Annotated in this window: 20 protein-coding genes and 4 tRNA genes; 14 read left to right on the top strand and 10 right to left on the bottom strand. The window is 39.8% G+C overall.

All coding sequences use genetic code 11. The annotated features are described in order from the left end of the window. Nucleotides 1–146: 146 nt before the first annotated feature. Nucleotides 147–1805, bottom strand: coding sequence for an acyl-CoA dehydrogenase family protein (locus tag FHR28_RS16160; protein WP_166783065.1), 1659 nt, complete (start codon nt 1803–1805; stop codon nt 147–149). 79 nt (nt 1806–1884) lie between these two features. On the opposite strand from FHR28_RS16160, the gene FHR28_RS16155 reads away from it, so the two are divergent. The 4 genes from FHR28_RS16155 to FHR28_RS16140 all read left to right on the top strand — a co-directional run bounded on the left by FHR28_RS16155 (nt 1885) and on the right by FHR28_RS16140 (nt 5487). Beyond that, complete coding sequence (locus FHR28_RS16155; RefSeq protein ID WP_166783064.1) at nt 1885–2514, top strand: TetR/AcrR family transcriptional regulator; 630 nt, start codon at nt 1885–1887, stop codon at nt 2512–2514. A gap of 518 nt (nt 2515–3032) precedes the next feature. After that, nucleotides 3033–4553 (top strand): catalase, encoded by a 1521-nt coding sequence (locus FHR28_RS16150; RefSeq protein ID WP_004718136.1) that lies wholly within the window; start codon nt 3033–3035, stop codon nt 4551–4553. A 102-nt stretch (nt 4554–4655) separates the two neighbouring features. Next, nucleotides 4656–5102, top strand: coding sequence for a thiol-disulfide oxidoreductase DCC family protein (locus FHR28_RS16145; protein ID WP_105713989.1), 447 nt, complete (start codon nt 4656–4658; stop codon nt 5100–5102). Continuing rightward, nucleotides 5089–5487, top strand: a complete 399-nt coding sequence (locus tag FHR28_RS16140) for a DoxX-like family protein (RefSeq protein ID WP_105714048.1) — start codon at nt 5089–5091, stop codon at nt 5485–5487. The genes FHR28_RS16145 and FHR28_RS16140 overlap by 14 nt, the downstream gene beginning before the upstream one ends. Nucleotides 5488–5489: 2 nt before the next feature. Here FHR28_RS16140 and FHR28_RS16135 read toward each other — a convergent pair whose 3' ends face one another. The 4 genes from FHR28_RS16135 to FHR28_RS16120 form a co-directional block, all read right to left on the bottom strand. After that, entirely contained in the window at nt 5490–6140 is a 651-nt protein-coding gene (locus FHR28_RS16135; protein WP_105713990.1) for a hypothetical protein, read from the bottom strand. Nucleotides 6141–6203: 63 nt separating this feature from the next. After that, nucleotides 6204–6722: a hypothetical protein gene (locus tag FHR28_RS16130; protein WP_105713991.1), complete on the bottom strand. Its 519-nt coding sequence runs from the start codon at nt 6720–6722 to the stop codon at nt 6204–6206. A 40-nt stretch (nt 6723–6762) separates the two neighbouring features. Continuing rightward, entirely contained in the window at nt 6763–7893 is a 1131-nt protein-coding gene (locus FHR28_RS16125; RefSeq protein WP_171527372.1) for an MBL fold metallo-hydrolase, read from the bottom strand. 2 nt (nt 7894–7895) lie between these two features. After that, the gene (locus FHR28_RS16120) at nt 7896–8834 is read right to left on the bottom strand and encodes a cation diffusion facilitator family transporter (RefSeq protein WP_166783063.1); all 939 of its coding nucleotides are present in this window, start codon (nt 8832–8834) and stop codon (nt 7896–7898) included. Between the two features lie 127 nt (nt 8835–8961). Between FHR28_RS16120 and FHR28_RS16115 the strand changes: the two genes are divergently transcribed. The 3 genes from FHR28_RS16115 to FHR28_RS16105 all read left to right on the top strand — a co-directional run bounded on the left by FHR28_RS16115 (nt 8962) and on the right by FHR28_RS16105 (nt 11669). Beyond that, on the top strand, nt 8962–9420 hold the full coding sequence (locus FHR28_RS16115; RefSeq protein ID WP_105713994.1) for a GNAT family N-acetyltransferase: 459 nt from the start codon (nt 8962–8964) through the stop codon (nt 9418–9420). A gap of 544 nt (nt 9421–9964) precedes the next feature. Continuing rightward, complete coding sequence (gene hcaR, locus FHR28_RS16110; protein WP_056516828.1) at nt 9965–10873, top strand: DNA-binding transcriptional regulator HcaR; 909 nt, start codon at nt 9965–9967, stop codon at nt 10871–10873. Between the two features lie 124 nt (nt 10874–10997). After that, complete coding sequence (locus tag FHR28_RS16105; protein WP_056516824.1) at nt 10998–11669, top strand: DUF1345 domain-containing protein; 672 nt, start codon at nt 10998–11000, stop codon at nt 11667–11669. 138 nt (nt 11670–11807) lie between these two features. Here FHR28_RS16105 and FHR28_RS16100 read toward each other — a convergent pair whose 3' ends face one another. The 4 genes from FHR28_RS16100 to FHR28_RS16085 all read right to left on the bottom strand — a co-directional run bounded on the left by FHR28_RS16100 (nt 11808) and on the right by FHR28_RS16085 (nt 15013). Next, a complete protein-coding gene (locus FHR28_RS16100; RefSeq protein ID WP_166783062.1) occupies nt 11808–12413 on the bottom strand; it encodes a glutathione S-transferase family protein in 606 nt (201 codons plus the stop codon). Between the two features lie 57 nt (nt 12414–12470). Continuing rightward, nucleotides 12471–13172 carry a helix-turn-helix transcriptional regulator gene (locus tag FHR28_RS16095; RefSeq protein ID WP_166783061.1) on the bottom strand — a complete coding sequence of 234 codons (702 nt, stop codon included), beginning with the start codon at nt 13170–13172 and terminating at the stop codon, nt 12471–12473. An 80-nt stretch (nt 13173–13252) separates the two neighbouring features. Continuing rightward, a complete protein-coding gene (locus tag FHR28_RS16090) occupies nt 13253–13921 on the bottom strand; it encodes an HAD-IA family hydrolase (RefSeq protein ID WP_056516818.1) in 669 nt (222 codons plus the stop codon). Between the two features lie 153 nt (nt 13922–14074). Next, complete coding sequence (locus FHR28_RS16085) at nt 14075–15013, bottom strand: RluA family pseudouridine synthase (protein ID WP_004718156.1); 939 nt, start codon at nt 15011–15013, stop codon at nt 14075–14077. A gap of 769 nt (nt 15014–15782) precedes the next feature. Here FHR28_RS16085 and FHR28_RS16080 point away from each other — a divergent pair. The 6 genes from FHR28_RS16080 (at nt 15783) to FHR28_RS16055 (ending at nt 22095) form a co-directional block, all read left to right on the top strand. Further along, entirely contained in the window at nt 15783–19202 is a 3420-nt protein-coding gene (locus tag FHR28_RS16080; RefSeq protein ID WP_166783060.1) for an Rne/Rng family ribonuclease, read from the top strand. A gap of 207 nt (nt 19203–19409) precedes the next feature. Then, complete coding sequence (locus tag FHR28_RS16075) at nt 19410–21251, top strand: long-chain-acyl-CoA synthetase (protein WP_151956656.1); 1842 nt, start codon at nt 19410–19412, stop codon at nt 21249–21251. A gap of 195 nt (nt 21252–21446) precedes the next feature. Next, a tRNA-Lys gene (locus FHR28_RS16070) sits at nt 21447–21522 on the top strand. A gap of 92 nt (nt 21523–21614) precedes the next feature. Continuing rightward, nucleotides 21615–21690 (top strand) — tRNA-Lys (locus tag FHR28_RS16065). Between the two features lie 93 nt (nt 21691–21783). Further along, nucleotides 21784–21859: transfer RNA gene (locus tag FHR28_RS16060), tRNA-Lys, on the top strand. A 160-nt stretch (nt 21860–22019) separates the two neighbouring features. Further along, nucleotides 22020–22095 (top strand) — tRNA-Lys (locus tag FHR28_RS16055). A 402-nt stretch (nt 22096–22497) separates the two neighbouring features. Here FHR28_RS16055 and FHR28_RS16050 read toward each other — a convergent pair. Beyond that, nucleotides 22498–25473, bottom strand: a complete 2976-nt coding sequence (locus FHR28_RS16050; RefSeq protein WP_166783059.1) for a cytosine permease — start codon at nt 25471–25473, stop codon at nt 22498–22500. 608 nt (nt 25474–26081) lie between these two features. On the opposite strand from FHR28_RS16050, the gene FHR28_RS16045 reads away from it, so the two are divergent. Continuing rightward, on the top strand, nt 26082–26852 hold the full coding sequence (locus FHR28_RS16045; protein WP_166783058.1) for a TorF family putative porin: 771 nt from the start codon (nt 26082–26084) through the stop codon (nt 26850–26852). Nucleotides 26853–26924 lie beyond the last annotated feature (72 nt).

Raw genomic sequence — 26924 nt, 5'->3', positions numbered from 1 at the left:
CACGAAGGTAAATTGAAAAAGCTCAAAAAAAAGCTTAAAAAACAAAAGTAATTTCGATTACACATCCCAAGCTTGAACTTTGATAAAAGTAGCTTAAAAAAAGCGGCATTATTTATATAATGCCGCTTTTTACGTTTTCGAAGGGATTAAGCTAAAGCTCTATCTAACAAGCGTTTTACATCTACAGCTTGCGCATCTAACATTCCGACCACGCGTCCATAAAACGCACTATAACGTGTTGCAATAAAAGCATCTGCAACAAAATCTGGTGCATGTTGTTTCAGCAAAATAGCTTGTGCCAAGATGACCAAGCGACTGACTAAGCTACGTGCCATAAATTGCAATTCATCTGCTTGTAAGCCACTAAATAATTTAAATAAAGCTTGTAATTCATCTTGTAAAATTGAATCTTGAGCTGCAACTTGTGCAAATGATTTAAATAAGACTTCAATTGATTCACGGTCACGTTGGATTGCACGTAATACATCCAAACACATCACATTACCAGAACCTTCCCAAATAGTATTTACAGGGGCTTCTTTAAAAATACGCGCCATGATTCCTGTATCGACATAACCATTGCCACCGAAGACTTCCATCATCTCACCCGTCAACTCCACAGTACGCTTACACACCCAGAACTTTGCAGCGGGCGTCATGATTCGTCTCCATGCCAGAGATAATTCATCATCACTCTCATAGCAATGCGCAAGATGAAAACTCAATTGCATGGCTGCTTCTGTTTCCAAAGCTAAATCCGCCAATACCGCTTGCATCAACGGTTGTTCCGCCAAATGTTTACCAAAGGCCTTACGTTGACGGGCATAGGCAATACATTGCACCAAAGCCTGACGTAACATCGCACTTGAACCGACTGAACAGGTCAAACGTGTATAGTTTGCCATTTCAATAATCGTGGGAATCCCGCGCCCAGCTTCACCGATCATAATGCCCCAAGCATTTTTAAATTCAACTTCTGAGCTTGAATTACTGCGATTACCCACTTTATCTTTAAGCCGCTGCACTTGAACTGGATTCTTTGTCCCATCTTCCAGCCAACGCGGTACAAAAAAGCAGGCCAATCCATCTTGTTCAGTTTTTGCCACGACTAAATGTGCATCACACATCGGTGCGGAAAAGAACCATTTATGTCCTGTCAGTAAATACGCTTGCCCACGTCCCGAATCAGCCACAGGAACAGCCCGTGTTTCATTGGCACGTACATCTGACCCACCCTGCTTTTCCGTCATCCCCATTCCCAGCCAAATTGATTTTTTCTGAGAAATCGGAATGTCACGCTCATCATATTCAGTCGATAATAGCTTTTCACCAACTTTTGCCCACAATTCAGGTTCATTTTGAATTAAGGGAATACTGCCTAGCGTCATAGAATTAGGGCATAGATTGCCACACTCGACTTGTCCACTCAGGAAAAAGCGAGCCGCCCAATCGACCCATTTTGAACTTGATTGTGGATGATTATATGGATGCGCATGTGTGTCAAATTGTCGATTTAGCCTCATCCATTTATGCCATGCAGGATGAAACTCTAAAAAATCTTTACGGCGACCACGAGCATCAAAACTATGTAATTCAGGAGTATGTCGATTGGCCAAATCGGCATATTCATAATATTCAGCAGAACCCGCAATCTGTGAAAATTCAGTTAGGCGTTGCTGATCCTGACTGCCATAACGTTGCAAAATTTCTTGTAAAACTTGATCTGTAGTCAATAAATTATAATTTTGCAGTTCGTCAAACTGATTGCTGATTTCATGTGTTTGCCAATTCTCTGCTGTGTTCATCTGAATTCCTGTCTTGTTGTTTTAACCAATTCCATTCAGTATAGAAGAAAATACCTTCAAGGATGTTCGGATTATTTTTATGGCTTTACCTGCAATCAATGTGCGTCGTAAACCCCGCCAATCAAGGGCACGTATCACGCAAGAAGCGTTGATGGAAAGTTTTGTTCGGCTTTTACATGACCATCCTGCCAATAGAATTACTATTCGGGAAATTACCGATCTTGCTGGTGTGGGTCTAGGGACGTTTTATGAGTATTTTTCTAAAAAGGAAGATTTGATTGCTTTAACCATTCACCAACATGTAAAAAGCAATGCAGAAGTCTTAAAAAGTTATGCACAAAGTGTGTATGACTTATCCACAAAATCAGATTTTCAAAGCTATTTACAGCAAATCATTCATTTTCAACTTGAGCAAATTCAAGCACAACAATTTTTATGGGCCCAGTCTTTCTTGTTAGAACGACAGGTTTCCAGTATTGAAACATATCAAAAAAGTTATGCCATGATGGTAGAGATGTGGCAAAACATGTTGAAACCTTTTATTCAGGACGACGATGAACAACTTAAACAGATGAGTCTAAATGTACAACGAATTTGCTATGGTTTTGTCTCACAGACATTGTTGATTGAACCTGAGTTTAAGGATTGGAAAGTTTTGGAGGCGGATATGGTTCAAATCATAAACAGCGTTATATGTATTAAAAAATAGATTTTCTAAAATTGAATACTATCAATTTTCGTTTAGTAAAATATTCTCAAATGGATGAAGACAAGCTGAATGTTTCCAAGTCCATTTTCACTAAAAAACACAATCTATTGATTTTTATTTATTTTGTATTTTAAACCATCATTGTTATCGTAAATAAAAGCTGAATTAATATTTTCCTATCACCACACAAAGTTCTGTTCCCCTATTAATCGCCAAAACAAATCAATAATAATATTTTTATCAATTTCACAAATATAAAAAATCACTCTAAAGTAAAGTTATCGCTTTAAAACATTGCTTGCTCTTCCTTGATCAACAATATTTTAAAGCAGATAAAGACCGGTAAGTTGTTTCTAAAAATAAATGACAAATCATTTATTTTTAGATCAATTAGATTTAACAATTGTTCACTATATTGGTTTTTCAATTACGGTTAATGTCATGTAATAGCGAATATTCTTTATCTATTCCATCTATTCAAAAATGAATACATGATTAATTAAAAATGGAGAAATAGAATGAGCCAAGACTCAAAAAAATGTCCTGTAACCCACCTGACAACGGCTTTTGGTGCACCTGTTGTAGACAACCAAAATAGTTTAACGGCAGGCGCACGTGGTCCTCTACTGGCACAAGATTTATGGTTAAACGAGAAACTGGCCAACTTTGTACGTGAGGTTATTCCTGAGCGCAGAATGCATGCAAAAGGTTCAGGTGCTTTTGGTACATTTACCGTAACTCACGATATTACCCAGTACACACGCGCTAAAATATTTTCACAAATTGGCAAACAAACAGAAATGTTTGCACGCTTCACTACCGTAGCTGGTGAACGTGGTGCAGCAGATGCAGAACGAGATATCCGTGGTTTTGCACTTAAGTTCTATACCGAAGAAGGTAACTGGGATCTCGTTGGGAACAACACTCCTGTCTTTTTCATGCGTGATCCACGTAAATTCCCAGATTTAAATAAAGCCGTAAAACGCGACCCTAAAACCAATCTACGTAGTGCAACCAACAACTGGGATTTTTGGACGTTATTACCTGAAGCTTTGCATCAGGTGACGATTGTGATGTCTGATCGTGGTATTCCAAAAAGCTTCCGCCATATGCATGGTTTTGGTAGTCATACTTACAGCTTTATCAATGCAAACAATGAACGCTTTTGGGTCAAATTTCATTTCCGCACCCAACAAGGCATTGAAAATTTAACCGATGCTGAAGCGGAAGCGGTTGTTGCTAAAGACCGTGAAAGTAACCAACGTGATTTATTTGATTCGATTGAAAATGGTAACTTCCCAAAATGGAAGCTCCAAATTCAAGTGATGCCTGAAACAGATGCAGAGAAAGTCCCTTATCATCCATTTGACCTTACCAAAGTTTGGCCTCATGCAGATTATCCACTGATTGATGTGGGTGAGTTTGAGCTGAATAAAAATCCTGAAAACTTCTTCCTTGATGTAGAGCAATCGGCTTTCGCACCAAGTAATTTAGTTCCAGGTATCAGTGTTTCACCTGACCGTATGTTGCAAGCACGATTATTTAACTATGCCGATGCTCAACGCTACCGTTTGGGTGTGAATTATCAACAAATTCCTGTCAATGCTGCACGTTGCCCTGTTCATTCTAATCACCGTGATGGTCAAGGCCGTGTCGATGCAAACTATGGCGGTTTACCACACTATGAACCAAATAGTTTTAGCCAATGGCAGGAACAAGCTCAGTTTAAAGAACCACCACTAAAAATCAGTGGTGATGCAGATTATTGGGATTTCCGCCAAGATGATTCGGATTATTTCAGCCAACCACGTGCTTTATTCAATTTAATGAATGATACGCAAAAACAAGCACTGTTTGATAATACGGCGGGTGCGATGGGTGATGCACTTGATTTTATTAAGTATCGTCATATCCGTAACTGTTATGCATGTGACCCAGCGTATGGAGAAGGCGTGGCAAAAGCCTTGGGCTTAACTGTTGCAGATGCACAAGCTGCACGCGATAGCGATCCTGGCAAAGGTCATCCTGGTTTTCAATAAGCCTAGCTCAATAAAAGTCATTCAATAGAAACCGCCTTCGGGCGGTTTTTTATTTTGTATAAATGCACTATATTGAAGAAACTCCCAATCGCGAGTAAAGCCATGCAACAGAAAATTGAAGCGATAATTCAACAACATGACATCATTTTATTTGATGAAATCTGTGTGTTATGTAATGGCTGGGCAAAGTTTTTAATCAAATATGATACACAGGCACAATTTAAATTAACTTCAGTACAATCACCTTTAGGGCAAGACATCTTAAGACATTACCAAATGCCCACTGAGCAATTTGAGAGCATGTTGGTGATTAAAAATGGGCAAGCCTATAGTGAATCCACTGCGTTTTTAAAAGTGATTGAAAGCTTAGGACGACCCTTTTCATATTTAAAAATGGGTTATGGGATACCCAAATTTATCCGAGATTTTCTATACCGCCGAATCGCTTTAAATCGCTATCGTTTATTTGGTACTACTGCGCAGTGTTTACTGCCTTCATCTGAAAATAAAAAACATTTCTTGGAACATAGCATTGATACAAAATTCTAAAGCACTTCAGAATGCCCTATTGACCATTCATATTTCACTGGCTGTATTATGGTTCTATCAGGGGCTCATCCCTAAAATCATATATAAAGTCATCGAAGAGCAACAATTTTGGCAATTTACAGGGATTCAATTGTTGCCCATTCCTAGACTTATTGAACTCTCAGGATTTGGAGAAATAATATTTGGTGGCTTATTTCTTATTTTTAGACAATCAAAGCTTCTGCATTATTTAAATATCATCGCGATGCTGTTGTTTTTACTGGTTGTAGCGATTGTTTATCCACACTATTTTGCGCAGGGTTTTAATCCTTTCATCATGAATACCGCAATGGCTGCACTGTCTATTGTCGCAATTCAACTTCTCAATGCTCAAAAAGCCGAATAAACTTACATTCGCACATTTGTACCAAACTGCTCTTTCCATCCTTTGGTTTCAGTGGCAATTTGCTTGGCAAGTTTGCTTTTCACTTCTTGAATTAAGCGCGCCCGTTCCTGTCCATGCACAAATCGACCTTTATAATCACTTTGCATGGTTTGAATATATTCACTCAGTGCACGTTGTTGTTGCTTGTTTTTTGGAGCGGTATGCAAAAATTGAAGGTATTCCTCATCTGGGTTTGTGCTAAGTGGATCACCCAAAATATCTTCAACATACAGTACGGCACTGACTAATTTCACCTTACCCTTTGCATCTACAGTATAGGTTTGTTTGCGCACACCATAAGGATAAGTCCAGAGCCCCTGCCGATCACCTGAGGCCCAATAACTATAAAAAATAATCTTGTTATCTTTGACCTCATAATCACCCAATTCAATCTGGAGAATACTACAGTCACCCGTGGTTGAATAAATTGTATGCGTGAGCAACTTTTGGTTATTTCGATATAATTCAATATCTTTACGTAAAGAATCAGCTTCTTCTTCATTCATCACTGTTTTCAACTCAAAATTATTTTGATTAATTTGTATATTTTGAGTCTCAGCAAAAGCTGTACTGGATAATGCCAGTAACATCAATAAAGTTTGGATTATTTTCATTATTCATCTCCCTTGATTTTTCAATCAGGAATCAACACTATTTTTTAGTTTGGATAAATCCCCCTAATCCTGACACAGCTTTTCCAAAACTGGAAGTATTTCACCGGCCTGACTAAAGGGTTGTGTCTGACGATAATGCTCTACCTTTTTAACCAGTTTATAGTTTTTATCGTCCTGACTTTTAAACTGTTCTAACCGTGTAAATGTCCGATCCTTACACAATACTTGATAATAATTAATCGTATATTGTTTTTTTGGGTTCACACTTTTAACCCAAGCTTGAGCAAGCTGAATAGTATCGGCCAATCGCAGATCATTTTCAAAGAATTGAGTATCTGAATTTTGGTATATCAGCTCCCATTTATCCCCTATTTCCAAATCATATTTTTTATTTAAAGGCTTAATACTTTTCGTATAATCCTCAGGTTCAAAATCTTCGACTGCTGCAGATTGGTCTACAACAGCACATGGCTCGTCTGAAACACAATCCGCCTTAGCCGCTTGAGTTAGGTCTATAGATTTTGCAGCGACTGAAGTCATCACCAAGCAAAACAACAAAGTACTGGATAAGATTTTTATCATTTTTAGTGCGCTCAATTTTTATGGCTCAATAAGGGGCCCACTACACCACCAATTTACGACCTTCACGGATACAGTAGAATGGATTAACCATTTTTGATGAATTCTTCATGGCCTTTTGTAAATCCTGCTCAGGCTGTTCCCGTGCTTCATCCGTCAATTGGAAAGTACGGTAATGAATTGCCAAAGAACGTTTGGCTTGTAAATCTAAATGCGCCTGAAAAGCATCTTGTGGATTCATGTGCATATATTTCATTAGCGCTCTTGGTTCATACGCACCGATTGGCAATAACGCAATTCGCGGTGAACCTAAACGTTTTTGAATTTCTTTAAAATGCGGTGAATACCCCGTATCGCCAGCAAAGAAGAAATGACCATGTTGCGATACCACAGAAAAACCGCCCCACAATGCAATATTCTGATCACGTAAACCACGACCCGAACCATGCTGTGCTGGGGTATAAATAATTTTTAAGTTTTTAAACAATGCAGATTGCCACCAGTCCATCTCAATCACATGGAACTCTTTAGGCAAGTAACAGGCATTGCCCAAACCTGTATAGATTGGCATGGCAAACTTGTTGTGTAGCCATCTTAAAGAGGCTAAATCCATATGGTCATAGTGATTATGACTGAGTAAAACTGCATGAATCTCTGGCAATTGCTCTAAAGCAATTCCAGCAGGAATCACACGTTTTGGTCCACGCCCATGTTTTGGACTGACATAGTCGGCCCAAACAGGATCAGTTAAAAAGTTATAGGGACCAATTTGAACCAGTACAGTCGCATGGCTCACAAACCAGATTTGCCAATCATGCTCATCAGCATCTGGTCGATTCTGAGGTAATACACGTTTTGCCGCATAGAATTCTGATGATTCTTTTTGAATATCCACGTTCCAAGTATATGATTTTCGGGTACCCAGCCATTTCATCAAATCCCAACGGCTACGCCCTTGTGGTTTACGTACTTCATTAAAGAATCGTTCACCATTGTGTTGATTTGAACCAATCACACTAAATACAGGTTTATACCATGTATGTGACAGACAATTTTCAGTATCAATTCGATAATGCAATTGTTGAACTTGCTGAGATGGAACAGTCTTATTTTGCATTGTGTTGTCTTGTACCGTTGTATCTTCAAGACGGACCATTGGCTCTTGTTTCGACATGATTACTCTAAACGCCCTTTCATTCTTTCAAGCCATACTTGCTGTGTTTGTGGCTTCACGAATAATGCCACGATTTCGGGATGAATACTTTTAATCTTTGCTTCAATTCTGTTCACACAGGCTTCGATATCATCGGAAGTTAAATTATCTTTAAACTCTAAGCTTAAAGAAGCAATCACTTGATGTGCACCCATTTGTTCAGTCAGTACGCCATTTGCTGAATACACGGCAGGATCTTCCTGAGCTATTTTCAATACATTATGACGCAGTTTTGGATCTGCTGTTTCACCCATCAACAACCCTTTAGTTTCCCTTGCCAAAAGCAGGGCTGAGATGGCTAAGACAACACCAATCAGTACCGAAGCCACACCATCTAAAACGGGTAAATTAAACTGCTGAGCACAAAATATTCCCAGCAATGCAATGATTAAGCCAATTAAAGCTGCTGAGTCTTCAAATAAAACTGTAAAGGTTGTCGGATCTTTACTGCGACGAAAAGCTTCAAAATATCCCATTTGACCTTTGGTCTTTTTAAATGTTTTCAACGCAATAAACCATGAAGTGCCTTCACAAAGCAGCGCAAACCCGAGTACCACATAATTGACCAATGGGGATTGTATAACTTCTGGATGACGAATATGTTGAATACCCTGATAAATTGAAACCACAGCACCTAAAGCAAAAACCAACAATGCGACAATAAAGGCCCAGAAATATAACTCTCGCCCATAACCAAAGGGGTGATGATAATTTGCAGGCTGTTGTGATTTTTTTAAACCATACAGCAATAAGATTTCATTTAAAGTGTCTACGACAGAATGGACTGCCTCACTAAGCATCGCCGAACTATTTGTAATATAAGCGGCAACAAACTTAACCAGAGCAATGGCTAAATTGCCCAAAAGTGCTGCATATACAACAATTTTGTTGGAATCTGACATTTATTGTCCTGTTTTTTATCATCAAATACATCAATTTGATTTTTATATCTGTTCTGCTTCATATTAGCGAAACTATCTGTGATTTTTCTTTATTTTTTGTTGCTTTTCACAATTGAGTGAATCTTTTATGGAACCCAATTTAACCAATATTCTAAATACTCCGTCGCAGTCTCATCCACAATTATTAAAAATTTGGGAAGCTTCTGTACGTGCGACTCATGACTTTTTAAACGAACAGCATATCTTACAAATTAAAACGCTCATCATTCAGCATCATTATTTTGATCATGTGCGGTTGTTTCATGTGGAACGTGAAGGTCAAATCGCTGGGTTTATGGGACTGGCTTATCAAAAGATTGAAATGTTATTTATTGACCCTAAGTTTTTTGATCAAGGTATCGGTTCCATGCTCATTCAAAAAGCTTTTGAGTTAGGTGCACATGAAGTAGATGTCAACGAACAAAATATTCGTGCTTTGGAGTTTTATAAGAAACATAACTTCCAACAAATTGCACGTTCGGAACTTGATGCTGAAGGTAACCCATTTCCAATTTTGCATTTGAAACTAAAGAAGCCTTCCGTCTAAGTATTTTGAGATAGAGCGATATCAAAAACATCATCATAAACACCCTGATCAAGCTGACTATCCATGACGACGAAACCGATCTTGCCCCCTATCTGCAAGTCGGTTCTAGTAATCCTCAGCATGATCATGTTTATCAGACAGATTGCAACAACTTAAACCAGTGCAATCAAGCACTTTTCAAGTGTTCCTTCATATAAATTTGGATCACTATAGATTGATGACGAGATACATCAATTAAAACATCGATATCAATTTTTCTATTCCTGAAAGTAAGCTTATGACAAGTAAGGGCTATAGATAAATTGATGCAACTTTGTACAGATGATGGCTTCTAGGCTAGGGCTTAGCGAAATATTTTTTGTTTTAATTAAGATATTTTATCAATTATTCGCTATGTTATTTTCTATATTAAAATAACAATGATTTTGAAAAGTTCATTTATTTTCTAAATACTATAATCGTCTTCACCTGACAGTTGTTTATAGATTATACTCTTTGAAAATCTTAGTAAGACATTTTTTGGATTATTCTTTGGACGCGTTATATGGAATTACGACATCTGAGATACTTCATTACTGTGGCTGAAGAACTCAACTTTAGCAAAGCAGCATTGAGACTTTATACAGCACAACCCTCACTCAGCCAGCAGATCAAAGATCTTGAAGAAGATGTCGGTGTTCGGCTGTTAAACCGGACCAAGCGTAAAGTTGAACTTACTGAAGAAGGTGCTGTTTTTCTGGAGCAAGCACGCTTAACTTTAGCACAAGCCGATAAGGCTGTTGCTATGGCAAGACAGGTCTCCAAAGCCAGACAGCTATTGTTAAGGATTGGGTTTGTACCCGTGGCTGAAATAAAGATTTTCCCTTATGTCTTACCAAATTTAAGAGTACAAAATCCTGAGCTAAAAATTGAGTTATTAAGCTTAAATAACCTTGAACAAATGCGCGCATTGAAAAAGGGTGAGCTGGATATCAGCTTTAGCAGGCACAATTTTCATAATGATGAAATCGAAAGTAAATTTGTGCTCCGTGAGCCGTTAATTTTTGTTTTACCCAAAGATCATCCTTTAGCCAAGTATGAACGTATCCCTGTTAAAGCGCTCAATGGGATCGATTTTATTATTCCTGCTGAAGAACAATCCACGACCTTGCACAATACCATTTTAGAGTTTGCCAAACACAATCATATTGAATTGAATATCGTCCAAAAAGCTGACAATATTTCATTGAATATTAATTCAGTTGGGGCGGGCTTAGGCTGTACAATTTTGCCAAGCTATATTGCGCCATTAATCAACAGTAACACCGTCATTCGACCTTTAGATATTGAGCTTCCCTATCTAGACTTGTATGTAAGTTATCGAAAAAGTGCTGGCTCTGTTGCAATACAAAAATTCATTGAACTATTAACCAAAGTATTTTATCTGGATATCAATCGTTTAGAGCAAAAATAAGACCGCTGCGACAAGACATAGAGCGTAGGCTTATTTTTTAATATGACGACTTAAACCAATAGAACTTAATGCTCATTTTCTTTGCTCAAATATCCATCAATCTTTAACTCAGGCGGTGTTCATCATGTTAGGACGTGCATTTCACCAACTTCGATCAGGCATTCAGTCTCGCCCATATTTCTTTATTAGTTTTCTCCTCACAGCAGTTGTGTATATGGGGATGTCTTTGAGCACAGACTGGCAGTGGTCAACCAATTTGTTATTCAGCTGGAATATTGCCACCCTGGTCTATTTAATCCTGACCATGAAAATGCTTTGGGCAACCAATCAAGCGCATATTTTAAAGCGTGCTCAGCAGCAGGATGCCAGCAAATGGATCATTTTGCTGTTGGTTGTGCTCTCACTCATCATGTGTTTTATTGCCATTATTATTGAATTGGCACATTTGCCCGATGTGACTGGAGTTAAAGCCGGACATATCGCCTTAGCAATTTTTACCATCATTTTTGCATGGTTATTTATGCATACCATTTTTGCTATTCACTATGCACATGACTTTTACTTGGCAGTGGAGAATCATCAGGATGGTGGATTGGACTTTCCAAAAACACCTAAACCAACCTACCCTGAGTTTTTGTATTTTAGTTATGTCATTGGTACTTCTGCACAAACAGCAGATGTATCGATTACATCTCGTTCGATGCGCGTTTTAAATATTCTCCATATCCTTTTGGCGTATGGATTTAACACCACGATTTTGGCGATCTGTATTAATGTTGCCGCAGGTTTTATTTAACTGAAGTAAAAATAGAGGGATTAAAACCAAAAACCAATCTCCAAAGTTTTTTATCATTTTTCTGCGCTTGAATATGACTAAAAAACCTCAATGCAAACCCAGCACGAGATCATGCTAAGTTTGCATCGTCTTGATGTTTTAATCGCTAAAAAGCACTTGATTATTTCTTAAGTTTTTTCGGCTTTTGATTGAATTAAGATATTTTTCAATTGCAGGATGGCTTTCAATCTCTGCCATCTTCAATTGCCAAAATAGCATGGAACCAACAAACACATCGGCTACCGTAAATTGCTCACCACATAGATAAGGTTGAGCCTGCTCCAAGCCCTGAATTAAAGCCGTATAGGTGTCCTGAAAGTTTCCATAGCCAATATGCATTTTTTGCTCGTCGGTAATCTCAACCTTTAATGCGCGATCCGTCGTGGCTGCATCCCACGGTCCAGCAGCAAAGAACAACCAACGGAAATACAAGCCACGTTTTGGATCATCCAGTGCTGGTGCAAGTCCTTGATCAAAAAACTTATCTGCCAAGTATGCGCAAATTGCAGGCATTTCGTAAATCACCATATCGCCATCGACTAAGGTGGGCACTTTGCCAAATGGGTTAATCTTTAGATAAGATTCTGACTTCATTTCAGTGTGATAAGCCAACTCAATTTTTTCAAATTCAGCACCCAGTTCAATCAGTAGCCATTCAATAACAAGACCTCTAGACTGTGCGTTGCTATATAGTTTTAAGCCCATTTTTCCATTCCTTTATAGTGGTGTATTGAATATAAAGGGCGGCTGTGTCAGTTTTTGTCAGGAGCTTTTCAGCATGGATTTTTTTTGCAGCTCTTTTTGCCACCATGCCTGAAAAAGATGGCGCTTAAACTCTGGGTAAATGATTTCGGTCACAGTTAATTTTTGAATCCGATCTAAACGAAAATTTCGAAAATCCTCACGTAATTCACACCATGCAGCCAACAACATTTTGTCATTGAAATACCCTAAGACAAAAGGCCAAAGCATACGGCTAGAGATATTTTGTTTTTCATCTAAATAATGCACTTCAATCTTGACCTGATAACGAATTGCTAGACGTACTTGTTCGACAATTTTTTCATCAACCACAAGCCAATGGTTGATAGACCGAAGCATGGTTTCATCAATCAGTTCTTGTTTATTCTTGGGCAATACCGCATTGAGTTTGGCCAAAACTGAATGTGCAGCATTTTTTAATGCTGGATCTGGCACTGACCTTAACCAATGCAATGCCAAGAACACTGCTTCGACTTCCGTTTCATCCAAACTCATCGGAGGCAGTAAAAAGTTTTCTTTCAGCTGAAATCCTAAGCCCACACTGCCCTCAATATTGACACCTTGGTCACGTAAACTTTCAATATCCCGATAAATACTTCGGACACTAATCTCCAAATGTTCTGCTAAGCATTGCGCGGTAATGGGATAACGCTGTTCACGTAAAAGTTGTAATAAAGTGAGTAATCGAATAGAACGGCTCATGGTCAATTTTCTTATTATATCTCTTTGGTTTTATCTAAGTTTACGCTGAGAGCAATCTGCAAACAGCGTAAAAAAAGCATCTAAGCAACTTCACTAGCCTTAAGCTGTTGAGTTAAAAACTGATGTAAATGATCGATGTTATCCGCGATCGTCAGCGGATTAAAACGCTGTAATACATCAATCGCATGTACCCCATAACTCACCCCAACACGTGGCATGGCAATATTCTGTGCCATTTCTAAGTCATAAGATGTATCACCCACCATAATGGCTTGCTCCGCCGAAATTCCAGTGTAATCTAAAATTTCAGCCAACATCAATGGATCTGGTTTGGATTTGGTTTCGCTCGCTGCACGGGTGATCTCAAATAAATCCTGACTCTGGGTCTGAGCCAAAACACGATCTAAACCACGACGGCTTTTCCCTGTTGCAACTGCCAATTTGATATTTTGATTTTTTAAATCATGCAACATTTCAGAGACACCAGCGAACCACAAATCATCTTTGGAATGCTCAACATAATGATCGCCATAGCATTTCAAAATTTCAGTGTGTAACTCAGGGACTTGTGGAAATAACACTTGAGCAACTTCAGGTAAACCTAAACCAATAATACTTTTCGCAGCATCAGCTGTTAACGGTTGGTCAAAGGTTTTTGCAGCAACCAATAAACTCGCCACAATTTGCCCAACTGAATCAAATAAAGTGCCATCCCAATCAAAAATGATAAGTTCTACAGGTTTTTGCATGAATTATTTCCAATATTTGCTCGGTTTATGCATGACTAATATTTAGATCTTATGCACTTTACATGACAAGCTAACGCATTTTTAAACACAAAGGGAACTTTTCATAAAACAAGTTCCCTGTGTGTAAAAGATAAAATGAGCAGCAAGATCGAATCAATCTTTCTTTTGTGCTCTTAATTGTGCAACCAAGCTTTGCATATCTTCAGGTAAAGGCGCTTCGATCACAGGATAACCAGGAATTTCAAGTCGCATTGCATGTAGGCTCAATCGACGAGCTTTGGGTCCACGATACTCTGTTTCATGACCATACTTATCATCGCCCACCAAAGGATGACCAATACTTAAACCATGCACACGAATTTGATGGGTTCGGCCTGACAGTGGAGAAGCATAGACCAGTGTTGCATGCATAAAGCGCTCGGCAACTTTCCATTGTGTCTTAGATTCTTTACCTTCTTCTGAGACACGTACACGACGTTCACCATTGGACAGTTCATAGCGCAATAAAGGTTGATTAATCAACTGTTGATCTAAACTCACTTGACCTTTAACAATCGCAGCATAGGTTTTTTTAATTTTATGCTCACGCAACATATCTTGTAGCGCCTTCAATGTGCTGCGTTTTTTACTCACCATCACCAGACCCGAAGTATCGCGGTCAATACGATGAATCAACTCCAAATATTTTTTACCTGTTGCCGCGCGTAAGCCTTCAATTAAGCCATATGCCACACCGCTTCCACCATGTACGGCAATTCCAGACGGCTTGTTGACCACCAATAAACCTTCATCCTCATACACCACACGGCTGAGTAAGCTTTGTGCAACCTTATCGGATACAGGTGCATCAGTTTCGTCTTTTTGCTCAAAGCGAATAGGTGCAACACGGATTTGATCGCCAATCGCCAGCTTAGTTTCTGCTTTTATACGCTTTTTATTGACGCGCACTTGACCTTCACGAATTAAACGATAAATACGGCTTTTCGGCACACCTTTCAGGCGAGTAAATAAGAAATTATCGATGCGCTGGCCTTCTTGATGCTCGTCTACTTCAAACCAAGTTACATTTTGCCATTGTTGCGTAGAATTCATACAGTTAGGTGATCCAATAAAAAACTAAAATTTGATTAAAAACTGATCATTTAGACTATGCTTTTCATACAAAATAAGCATATAGCCCATAGGCAGATGATTCAAGGTTTGCTATAGTCAGCGCACGGATACCACCGTAAGTGAAATTTAGTGCCACCCTTTTTTAAAAATGAAAGCGTGACACAAACGATAAAATTCACGACAGATGCGGAAAGGTCCCAAAAGAATATGCCGACGCCGAAGGCTTTATTATATCGGCAAAAAGACAAACTGTTGCGTTTAATTGTACTTAAAGTACAGAAATCAGTTTGTTTAAAAATATATGTCGCCAACCCAGACGTTGGTTTTTAAACATAAACTGATACACATCAGGCAAGTCGCTGTAGAGTGTTATTCAGGACATAAGTGTTTGAGGCATTGGAACTGCACAATTTGTAAAGGTACGATGATAATTCCGTATCAAGACGCTCTCACAAAAGTTGAGATGCTCTTCGAGCAATGTGATAGTGAAAGACGAATCAAATCAGTCATCCAATGCACCACTTAAGTGCCAGTGAAGAGCTCAAAACTTTAATCGTGCAAAGATTAAAGAAGTATTGCAGCATCAATACAGGCATCAAACCCAACCTTGCTCAAAACAAGTGGGTAAATTACTCAGATCATATTGGATGTATCCGTGATTTGAGCATTGATCCAATATTTTAGATGTTCGCTTCACTTAAAAAAGATAGCGAGTTGTTGGTGTGAATCACTATTAGGTGTTACACCCATGAAACGTATGTTGATTAATGCAACACATGCCGAAGAAGTTCGCGTTGCACTCATCACTGGTCACCGTCTTTACGATTTCGATTTAGAAAACCGTACACGTGAACAAAAGAAAGCCAATATCTATAAAGGCCATGTCACTCGCGTAGAGCCTTCTTTAGAAGCTGTATTTGTAGAGTATGGTGCGGGTCGTCAAGGTTTCTTGTCGATGCGCGAAATTGCCAATACCTACTACAAGGCAGACCCTCGCCAAACATCAAATATTCGTGAACTCATCACTGAAGGCACTGAACTTTTGGTTCAAGTTGAAAAAGAAGAGCGTGGCAACAAAGGCGCTGCACTTTCAACTTATATTTCGCTCGCTGGTCGCTATTTAGTCTTGATGCCGAACAACCCCAAAGGTGGTGGTATTAGTCGTCAAATTTCGGGTTCAGTTCGTGAAGAACTTAAAGAAATGTTGGCGTCATTAAATACTCCACGTGGTATGAGCGTAATCGTTCGTACAGCAGGGATTGGCCGTTCACAAGAAGAACTGCAACTTGATCTTCAACATTTGTTAGACCTATGGGCACAAATCCAAGGTACAGCAAACTCTGGTCCATCACCAATGCTTGTTCATCAAGAAGCTGGTGTGGTGACGCGTGCTATCCGTGACTATTTACGTGATGATGTTGCAGAAATTTTAATTGACTCAGAGCAAGCCTATAACGAAGCCTATAACTTTGTTAAAGCGGTAATGCCAAATCAATTGGATAAGTTAAAAACCTATACGTTAAATGAACCGTTATTCGCGCATTTTGGTATTGAAAGTCAAATTCAAACAGCTTATGAACGTGAAGTTAAACTTCCTTCAGGCGGTTCAATTGTAATCGACCAAACTGAAGCACTGGTTTCAATCGACATCAACTCGGCGAAATCAACACGCGGACATGATGTAGAAGAAACTGCGCTCAGCACCAACTTAGAAGCAGCTGAAGAAATTGCTCGCCAATTACGTTTACGTGATATTGGTGGTTTGGTGGTGATCGACTTTATTGATATGACCAAAGAACGCAACCAACGTATGGTTGAAGCTAAACTTCGTGAAGCGACGCAAAGTGATCGTGCCCGTATTCAGTTCGGTCAATTGTCACGTTTTGGTTTAATGGAAATGAGCCGTCAACGCTTACGCCCATCTCTTGAAGAAGCTACAGGTTATGTATGCCCTCGCTGTCATGGCACAGGTATGGTACGTGATCTACGTTCTCTTTCTCTTTCAATTATGCGTAAAGTTGAAGAGATTGCATTACGTGAACGTCAAGGTGAAGTTCAAGTTGAAGTGCCTGTTGAAATTGCAGCATTCTTATTGAATGAAAAGCGTCACAGTCTGGTTTACTTAGAACAAACGTCAAATGTGCGTGTTACTGTACTGCCACATCCACATTTAGAAACGCCACATTACGAAATCTCATATAACCCAGAAGGTTTTGCGCCAACTAGCTATGAACGTACTGAAGCTACCCGTTCAAGCGAAAAAGAATTGGGCTATGAGTCATCTGAATGGCATTTAGAAGAAGAGCAAACGCAACATAATGCTACGCCAGCTCAAGCACAAAACAATAAGCAAAACAGAAAGCAACAACCTGCTCAAGCTCAAAAAGCTCAGCAAGCGGTTCAAGCACAAGTCGCTCAACCAGCTTCAAGCCCATGTGCTTGGTTAGAAAATCTGTTTGTACAAAAACAAGCAGCAACTGTTGACCAATCACGTACTGCAAACAATGCAGCTGCGGCCATTGAACAAATGATTAACGGTGGTGCTGTAAGCCGTGGTCAATTTGGCCAAGTGAATAGCAATAGCGCGCCAGCTGCAATTGAAGCTCAAGTTGTTGCTGAAACCAATGCTTATCTTTCACATGCACCTGTTCAAAAACAAGAACCGCGTGAATATGAAAAACAAGGCGAGAAAGAAGAACGAGCTCCGCGTAACAACAACAATAAAAACAAAAACCGCAACAAGCACAAAGAGTCACGTGAACAAAACACTGATCAACATCAAGTGATTGAAGAAGTGGTTCAGGTGCCTCGTCAAGAGCAACGCCAAGAACAGCGTCAGGAACAACGTGATCAACGTCGTCAGCAAAAGCAGCCACGTCAACAGCATGATCAAAATGCTGAAACGAATCATGCTGAACAAGCTGTTCCACGTCGTGATCGTAACCATCAGCAACGTCCAAACCGCCCAAATCGTCATCGCGATAGCAGCGTGTTTAATGATGAGCAACAACAAGCGCCAAACAACAATGCGCCTGTAGAGCATAATCAACCTCAAGAGAAACAACCTAAGGTTGAACTCATTGACACCCCGAAGCATGCAGCACTTGAAACAGCTTTAGTGGTTAACCTTGATCAAGCTCAAAGTGAAATTGTGGCATTAAACCCGCAACAAGTTGCTGCGCCAGCAAGCAACAAGCCGAAGCGTCATGATCGCAATGAAAAAGCTGAAACTGTTGCTAAAGCCCCTCGCGTAGACGCTCAACCAGCTACTGCACCGGCTGTAGAAAGTCAGGCTGTAACGACTGAAGCAAAAACACCTGCAGCAGCAGAGGTTCAAGCAGAACAGCCTGTGCAACGTGCCAGCAATGACCCGCGCCAAAAACGCCGTCAACAACGTGACGCTGCTCAAGCAAAAGCGGCAACGCCTAAAATCGCACCATCTCAAGTACCGACATTAAATCAGTACACAGTGGGAACTTTGATTCGTCATGTCTATGGTGATGACTGTGCGGTATTGATTGAACAGTTTGGATTAATTCCAACATTCAATCGCGCGTTAGTTAAATTCACTGAAGAATATTCAGCGACCTTAACCGTGGTAGAAAAGACCGATGTACAAAGCAAGCAGCCTGTAACACGTGATGTTGCTATCTCTAAAGCAGCGCCAGAAGCACAACCTGCTGATGTTTTAGACTTAACGCCACCGAAGCCTGAGAATGATCGCCGTGTAGCGAATGATCCGCGTGAACGTCGCCGTTTAGCAAAACAAGCGGCTGTACAAGCAAAGCAAGAGCATCAAGCTGAACTTGAGCAACAACCAGAAGAAGTGAAAACTGAGACTCAAGCAAGTCCAGTTGAAGCCGCACCTGTGGTTACTCAAGCAGAAGAAGTGCAAGCTGAAACACCTGTAGAAACGGCAGTTGAAACAGCGCCTGCGGAAGTTCAAGTGGTTAAAGCAGCCCCTGCTAAGTCAGTTGAGAAAGCAGTTGTTGCAACTGAAAAGGCGAAAAAGCCACAACAATCGCTTGCTTTAGATACGACTGCTGAAGCTGGCGTAGATGAAGATGCACAAAAGGCAGACAATGTGGCAACAGATGAAAAACCTGCCCGCCCTCGTCGCCCTCGTGGTCGCCCGCCAAAAAAAGCGACACCGCCAGCGGATGAGTAATGTGTAAAAATTTGCTTAAAATGTAGCGATTAAAGAGAACCTAGTCATTTCGATGGCTAGGTTTTTTTGCTATTTTGAAGAGATTATCAGGACATTTGTCAGATTAGGTTGATTGCACTAGTCTTATACGATTAAAAAGACAAATGTAATGTGAGTCAATGACACTCTAAAAATTGTATTGGATTACGAAAAATAAATAGGATTGATATGAGTCAAACAACACAGGCCGATCTCATCGGATTTACTGATGTCGCAGAGCGCTTACCACAGCTCATCAATAAGCTTCCCAACATCCTGACTGGACTTAAACAAGCTTATATCAGAACACCCAATACGCCTGCTGGGCTAGGTCTTGCTTTTGAACGTGCTGTAAAACGCAATCCTTATGGTGATGCGTTATTATTTGAAGATCAACGCTATAGTTATAAAGAACTGAATAACTGGGCCAATCAAATTGCACACTTTTATCTTTCTATTGGTATAAAAAAAGGCGATGCGATCACCGTGATGATCGAAAATCGTCCTGAGCTGATTGCGACCGTGATTGCACTGGCAAAAATTGGCGTAACAACAGCTTTAGTCAATACCTCACAGACAGGTAAAGTCCTGACGCATAGTATCAATTTGGTCAATCCTGTTGCGGTGATCGTCGGTGAAGAATGCCGTGCTGCTGTAGATGAGATTCGTCAAGACTTAAACATTGCTCAAGACCGCATCCATTGGTTTGCAGATCAAAATACAACGCAAGACCCGGGTACAGCACCTCAAGGCTTTATCAATCTCGCTGAAAAAATTCAACAATTTCCAAAATTCAATCCTTCGACCACACAAAGTGTCAAAGGGAAAGATGGCTTGTTTTATATCTATACCTCTGGCACAACGGGTTTACCTAAAGCTGTGGTCTTTACCAACAGTCGTTGGACCTTGGCATATGGAACATATGGTCATGTCTTAAACTTAGGTGAAGATGATGTGATGTACTGCACTTTACCGCTTTACCATGCAACAGGTATGGTGGTGTGCTGGTGTGGTGCTATTGCAGGTGGTTCAGCCTTGGCAATCCGTCGTAAATTCTCTACCTCTGCATTCTGGTCTGATGTCAAAAAGTTTAATGCGTCAGCCATTGGTTATGTCGGTGAACTTTGCCGCTACCTTATGGATGCACCTGCTTCAGAACTTGATCATACGCACCGTGTCACCAAAATGATCGGTAATGGTATGCGTCCAAATATTTGGGGCAAGTTTAAAGAACGCTTTGGTATCGAAGAAATTTTAGAACTTTATGCCTCTAGTGAAGGAAATGTAGGCTTCAGTAATGTTTTTAATTTTAACAATACTGTTGGCTTCTCACCTACACCTTATGCCATCGTCCAGTTCGATAAAGAAAAAAATGAAGCAATCCGTGACAGTCATGGTGCATGTCAAAAGGTCAAAAAAGGTGAAGTGGGCTTATTGATTGGTAAAATCACCAAGCGTTCCCCTTTTGATGGCTATACAGACCCGGAAAAGAACAAGTCAGTGATCATGAAAGATGTCTTTAAAAAAGGCGATTCTTACTTTATTACTGGTGATTTGGTTCGTGATATTGGTTTCCGACACGCGCAATTTGTTGATCGCCTTGGTGATACTTTCCGCTGGAAAGGTGAAAATGTTTCAACAACTGAAGTTGAAAATATTTGTAGTGAATACCCTAAAATCACAGAAGCTGTGGTTTACGGCGTTGAAATTCCAAATACCAATGGTCGAGCAGGTATGGCTGCCATTACTTTGCATGATGGGGAAGAACTGACTGAACAAGATCTAAGCCAACTTGCAGTCGAGTTTAAAAAGAACTTGCCAGCCTATGCTGTTCCGGTATTTTTACGTATCCAACAAATTGTAGAAACGACGGGTACATTTAAATATCAGAAAAATAAATTAAAGGAACAAGCCTTTAATCCTGAAAAAACCTCTGATCGTTTATTGGTTTTACTGCCAAGTGCCAATGCCTATTGCGATGTCACTGCGGAAGTTTTTGCCAATATTGAAGCTTATAAATACCGCTTCTAAAGCTAAAAGCCCTGATTTCAGGGCTTTTTTAGTCCATTTTGTGTTATTTATAACCGAACGTTGCAAACTTTCTTAATTTTTACTTGCGCTCTATCAATATCTTGCTAAAATACGCTCCATCAAAACAAAGTGGTGTTTAAAAACTTTTTAGTTTTCTTGCACTACACATTCAAGCCTAGCTTGGATGAAGGTTCAGGGTCGTTAGCTCAGCTGGTAGAGCAGCGGACTTTTAATCCGTTGGTCCCGCGTTCGAATCGCGGACGACCCACCACTTAATTGTTTTGACCTGTAAATGGATAGCGATAGAAAATTCTCAATTTTCACAAATATCGTGTAAAGCATCGCTTTATACATCCTTGCTCAGGGTCGTTAGCTCAGCTGGTAGAGCAGCGGACTTTTAATCCGTTGGTCCCGCGTTCGAATCGCGGACGACCCACCATCTTCATGTTTCAACCTGTAAATAGATACCGATAGAAAATTCTCGATTTTCACTGATATCGGGTAAAGCAACGTGCTTTACACATCTCGCTCAGGGTCGTTAGCTCAGCTGGTAGAGCAGCGGACTTTTAATCCGTTGGTCCCGCGTTCGAATCGCGGACGACCCACCATTCTTTCTTAAGGCTTCTTTCTGTACAGTTAAAGTACTACAATAGAAACGAAACCTGCAAACGTTCCGACCAAGACCAAACATCTTTATTAGATGCTTCGCCATTCTCGAAATTTTGCTTCATCTTTTGTTCTGGTTTAATCATGTTTTAAACAAGTTCAGGGTTGTTAGCTCAGTTGGTAGAGCAGTAGACTCTTAATCTATTGGTCGTGGGTTCGAACCCCACACAACCCACCAGATTTTTAAGTCATTTATCTCCCTTAAAATAAGCTCAGTTGAATTATTTTTCTGATAACTGCACGTTCTAATCAAATGGATTGCTTTATCATTCAATAACAACGAAGCATCAATACTCAAAAGATCGACTGAGATCTTAGTCAACGGTTTTAGCTCAAAACAACCAAGACTATACCGCAATCTGGTGACACGACCGAACTGAATAGCTTAAAAACTTTGATTCTTCTTATTGAACGAGTAAATACCAAATCATCGCTAGCAAGATAATATTCTCCTGCTTGATGAGTCATAGCATCCCCCTCCCAAACAGTATAAAACCGCGCCCAACAATCAAGATTGAGCACGGTTTGATAATCAATAGACTACTCAACTAAAACAATCAACGGAAATTTACCCAGTGGATTATTGCTGTTGAAGGATAAAATCTGCGGCACGTTCGCCAATCATAATACATGGCGCATTGGTATTGCCTGAAACAAGATCAGGCATAATGGATGCATCAGCGATACGCAGATTATTAAAACCAACGACCTTAAGCTTTGGATCGACCACACTCATTGCATCAATCCCCATCTTACATGTTCCCACGGGATGAAATACGGTTGCAGCATATTCACGAACATAAGCTTGATAATCTGCATCGGTTTTAACATCAGGTCCGGGTAAGATTTCTTGACCATTGAACGCCTTAAATACATCTTGCTTTAAAATACGCTGTGCCAGTTTAATTCCTTCGATCAGCACGTGCATATCGTGTTCTTTTTCAAGGAAGTTATAATCAATCTCGATCTGCTTTTGGGCATTCACACGTATTTCACCAATGCTCTTTGGTCTTAAAACACAGATGTGGATTGCATAGCCATGTCCCCATTCAAACAGGCGACCACGATGGCTCCGATACCCAGGAACAAAGTGGAATTGCACATCTGGTAAATCTGTTGCCAGTGGTGTTTTTGCAAAGCCCCCTGCTTCTACATAGTTGGTGGTCAACCAGCCTTTTCTTTTAAGCGCATATTGGAATGGCGCGGGCAGTATAGATGCCAAAGCCCCAACAGAAAAACCCAGTGTTTTTGAACTATTTGTTCTAACCGTCACCAAACCATCAATATGCTCTTGCAAGTTTTTACCGACCCCAGGTAAATCAAGCTTGCATTCAATACCTGCCTGTTCCAGCTCGGATTTCGGACCAATACCAGATTTCATCAACAATAACGGCGAAATAAAAGCACCAGCAGAGAGGATTAACTCTTTATTGATTCTGATATCAAAATTTTGTCCTTGTCGTTGCACATGAATCGAGTGCACTTGACCCTCACTATGATGAATACGCTCAACTTCGCATTCAGTCACCACCGTAAGGTTTGAGCGTGCCAATATCGGCTGAACGAATGCTTTAAAGCTGGATAGACGCTGACCATCACGTTGAGTCACATCATATATCCCCACACCTTCGCTTGATGCAGCATTAAAATCTTGATTCTCTTTTAGATTGAGCAAAGCAGCAGCTTGGATAAAGAGTTTAGATAGTGGGTTCGGATCTTTCGGATGATCAACAAACAACTCGCCATCAACACCATGAAAAGCCAAGTCTTGCTGAATGACATTTTTTTCAGAGCGTTTAAAGAAGGGTAAAACCTCTTTCCAGCCCCATCCAGCACAACCTTTCGCTTCCCAATTATCATAATCAGAGGCATTCCCGCGAATATAAATCATACTGTTCATTGAACTTGAACCACCCACCATTTTGCCACGTGGGGCGTGAATTTGACGATTATTCAAACGTTTCTGCGGCGTAGAAAAGAAATTCCAGCTGTATGTTTTACTCTTATATAACGTGATCGTTCCTGCTGGAATCTGAATGCGTGGCGAATTATCAGCAGCGCCTGCTTCAATCAAACAGACACGGGTATTTGGGTTTTCACTTAATCGATTGGCAATCACACTCCCCGCCGAACCCGCCCCAACAATGATATAATCATAACGATGTTGCTGTAATTGTTGATTGTCTATTTCAGGTAATGTGCGTTTATATAACTTCGCCACGACATAATACAGCGGGCTAACCACCAGTAAACCAACCGCCCATGAGATATCCACTTCACCCAATAATTTAGCAAGCGGACCAACATACAGCGGTGTAGATAAAAATGGAATCTGAATCAAAATCCCAATCACATAACAGATTAATGCAGGCCAATTGAAGTAACCATAAATCCCACCATCCTGTTTAAAGAAAGATGGCACATCATATTCAGTATGATGGATAAAGTAATAATCGATGAGGTTAATCGCTGTCCATGGAATCAATACACACATGAGCAAGAGAATAAAATTGACATAACTCTCGACAAAGCTTTCCGAACTTGAAACAGATAAGAACATCGCCACACTAAATAAGCTTAATGCCACTATGGTTCTGGCAAGCACTCGCGGTGACCAACGGTGAAAAATCGTTTGTAGAATAGTGATGCTCGATAAAGTACCACAGTACAAATTCATCGAGTTTGTAGCAGCAATCCCGAGAGAAAAGACGATAATCAAAGCGGTACTGAATAGACCGGAGCCGGTTAAGTGAATTAAGCCTTGAATAAAGTCACCACTATAGGCACGAGCAACGGTTAAGCCCAAGATCATTGAAATCAGTGAACCCAGTGAACAGCCCCAATAGCTTGCCCAAAATGCAGTTTTTGCCCCAGTCGCTTTAGGCAAATAGCGGGAATAATCTGATACATACGGGGCATAAGCCAACTGCCATAATGCGGCAATGGATAAGGTTCCCATAAAGCCAATGCTTGAAAACGTTCCCAGCTGAAAGAAATCTTGGGGGAAGTATTGCGAACTAAATACACGAATAAAAGCAGCAAGCAGCATTAAACCTGAAAGTACCGCAAGGATTTGGGTGTATTTATGAATAAGTTTATAACCAAAAATAACTGCAATCAGACTCCCAATCGCAATAATCGTAATGCCTTGTACCTTGGAAATCGGCTGATAAATTGTATGTAGCGCTTCACCACCAACCACCAGATTGGATGCATAAAAACCCAAGTACATAATCACCACGACGCCAACAACAAGCAAAGCCCCATAGAAACCAAATTGCCCGCGTGTCTGAATCATTTGCGGCACTGCAAGTTGTGGGCCTTGCGCAGAATGCAGTGCGACAAAAATCGCACCAACAAGATTGCCTAAAACCAATGCCATTAAGGCGGAAAAGAAACTCAGATTAAAAACTGTAACTGCCAATGAGCCCGTAAACATAGTCAATAACATAATGTTTGAGCCAAACCAAATCGTAAATAGATCGCGTGCGTTACCGTGACGTTGATTTTCAGGAATTGCCTGAATCGTACTACTTTCCATAGTTGTGATAGACATAGGAATCCATTCCATAAATAAAAAAGTTATAACCAATCTTAGGATCAGCTTAAATTTTTATATTCAGTATCAAGCCTTTAGTTTTTTTAAAGTAAGACTAAAAAGGACTGAATAGCATAGTTACTCCATCGCAAAGAGATCAAAATCATTTGCGAAATCACCTTAAAATTTCAAATAAAGACCATCTAATATGTTAAAAATATTGAGGCCAGAATAATCACGAACAGATTAAAGAAAAAATTATCTCAGGCCTGTATTTGTTCGATATTCAATATCGACCTATACACCAGCTTGAGTACCACTTGAATTGAATAAAACGATGAGTGAAAAGCAGATCATTGATCTAGGGTTAAAAAAAGTAATTTATCGTTCAAAAGAATTTTTTATTAAAAAATAATTACATAAATAATCATTAAAAAAATTTAACTCCATTGGATAAAAGTCATCGTTATACCCAAGCGATTCAGATTTTTTGAGGCATGTGTTCTGAATATTCTATTATCTCTTTATAACATCAGTACTTAAGATAACAAAAACAAAAATGCGTCGTTGATCGACATAAAAAAGGATTTTGGAATAATCCAAATTTTTACGAAAAGGAAATCAATATGATTAAACCAGTAATTTTATCGGTAATGCTGACAACAATGGCGACTCATTCTGCTATGGCCACAGAAACGGGACATTCATCAGGTCTTAGCTTAAGTGGTTCTGCTGCACTGACAACGGACTACCGTTTCCGTGGACTCTCCCAATCTCGTAATGATCCAGCTGTACAAGGGACCTTTGTACTGTCACATGATTCTGGTTTATACGGCGGAATCTTTGCTGCCAATACGGACTTTGGTGGTTCAACATCACCACATTTTGAGTTTACCTCATATATTGGCTATAACACGGCATTAAATTGGTCTGAAAAAGTTAAGCCAACACTAGATTTAAGCTATAACCGATTTAGCTACCCGGGTTGGTCGGATTGGGCATGGCATGAGTTTTCTGCACGTTTAACCCTTGATAACGTATTTTTGGTTAAAGATAGTCTCCTCACCAATATTAATTATAGTGATGACTATATTGGATTTGCAGGTAATGCATGGAACTTCACCTTAGGCTATTCAGTACCATTGGCTGAAACAGGTTTTGGTCTAACTTCAAGTATTGGTTATTCCATCATCCAAGATAAAGGTGCATTGATTGATCTCAATGCTGACAATTATGTCGATTGGAAGCTTGGGGTGAATTATCAATTCAAAACACTTGAAGGTTTAACTGCGGAGTTATCTGCGGTTGGTACCAACTTGAATACCGATCAGCTCTCTAAAAGTGAAAAACGTACAGTCGCAAACGGTGCAATTTTTAGTTTAACCAAAGCGTTTTAACATTGCATTTCTAGACGATACACAATGTTTAACTGCTAACTGATTTTCTAAGATTTGTTCAATTTAAAAAAT

The sequence above is a fragment of the Acinetobacter sp. BIGb0196 genome, assembly GCF_011759595.1.
Lineage (GTDB): Bacteria > Pseudomonadota > Gammaproteobacteria > Pseudomonadales > Moraxellaceae > Acinetobacter > Acinetobacter guillouiae.
Note: the sequence above shows the minus strand (reverse complement) of the source record. Positions and strands in the feature narration are given on the sequence as shown.

Bases quoted from the DNA above. Each gene is read 5' to 3' on its own strand.
- FHR28_RS16105 (WP_056516824.1), top strand. From the start codon at position 10,998: ATGTTAGGACGTGCATTTCACCAACTTCGATCAGGCATTCAGTCTCGC.
- FHR28_RS16130 (WP_105713991.1), bottom strand. From the start codon at position 6,722: ATGATAAAAATCTTATCCAGTACTTTGTTGTTTTGCTTGGTGATGACT.
- FHR28_RS16090 (WP_056516818.1), bottom strand. From the start codon at position 13,921: ATGCAAAAACCTGTAGAACTTATCATTTTTGATTGGGATGGCACTTTA.
- FHR28_RS16085 (WP_004718156.1), bottom strand. From the start codon at position 15,013: ATGAATTCTACGCAACAATGGCAAAATGTAACTTGGTTTGAAGTAGAC.
- FHR28_RS16135 (WP_105713990.1), bottom strand. From the start codon at position 6,140: ATGAAAATAATCCAAACTTTATTGATGTTACTGGCATTATCCAGTACA.
- FHR28_RS16120 (WP_166783063.1), bottom strand. From the start codon at position 8,834: ATGTCAGATTCCAACAAAATTGTTGTATATGCAGCACTTTTGGGCAAT.
- FHR28_RS16095 (WP_166783061.1), bottom strand. From the start codon at position 13,172: ATGAGCCGTTCTATTCGATTACTCACTTTATTACAACTTTTACGTGAA.
- hcaR (WP_056516828.1), top strand. From the start codon at position 9,965: ATGGAATTACGACATCTGAGATACTTCATTACTGTGGCTGAAGAACTC.
- FHR28_RS16075 (WP_151956656.1), top strand. From the start codon at position 19,410: ATGAGTCAAACAACACAGGCCGATCTCATCGGATTTACTGATGTCGCA.
- FHR28_RS16080 (WP_166783060.1), top strand. From the start codon at position 15,783: ATGAAACGTATGTTGATTAATGCAACACATGCCGAAGAAGTTCGCGTT.
- FHR28_RS16160 (WP_166783065.1), bottom strand. From the start codon at position 1,805: ATGAACACAGCAGAGAATTGGCAAACACATGAAATCAGCAATCAGTTT.
- FHR28_RS16150 (WP_004718136.1), top strand. From the start codon at position 3,033: ATGAGCCAAGACTCAAAAAAATGTCCTGTAACCCACCTGACAACGGCT.
- FHR28_RS16050 (WP_166783059.1), bottom strand. From the start codon at position 25,473: ATGTCTATCACAACTATGGAAAGTAGTACGATTCAGGCAATTCCTGAA.
- FHR28_RS16145 (WP_105713989.1), top strand. From the start codon at position 4,656: ATGCAACAGAAAATTGAAGCGATAATTCAACAACATGACATCATTTTA.
- FHR28_RS16155 (WP_166783064.1), top strand. From the start codon at position 1,885: ATGGCTTTACCTGCAATCAATGTGCGTCGTAAACCCCGCCAATCAAGG.
- FHR28_RS16100 (WP_166783062.1), bottom strand. From the start codon at position 12,413: ATGGGCTTAAAACTATATAGCAACGCACAGTCTAGAGGTCTTGTTATT.
- FHR28_RS16115 (WP_105713994.1), top strand. From the start codon at position 8,962: ATGGAACCCAATTTAACCAATATTCTAAATACTCCGTCGCAGTCTCAT.
- FHR28_RS16125 (WP_171527372.1), bottom strand. From the start codon at position 7,893: ATGTCGAAACAAGAGCCAATGGTCCGTCTTGAAGATACAACGGTACAA.
- FHR28_RS16045 (WP_166783058.1), top strand. From the start codon at position 26,082: ATGATTAAACCAGTAATTTTATCGGTAATGCTGACAACAATGGCGACT.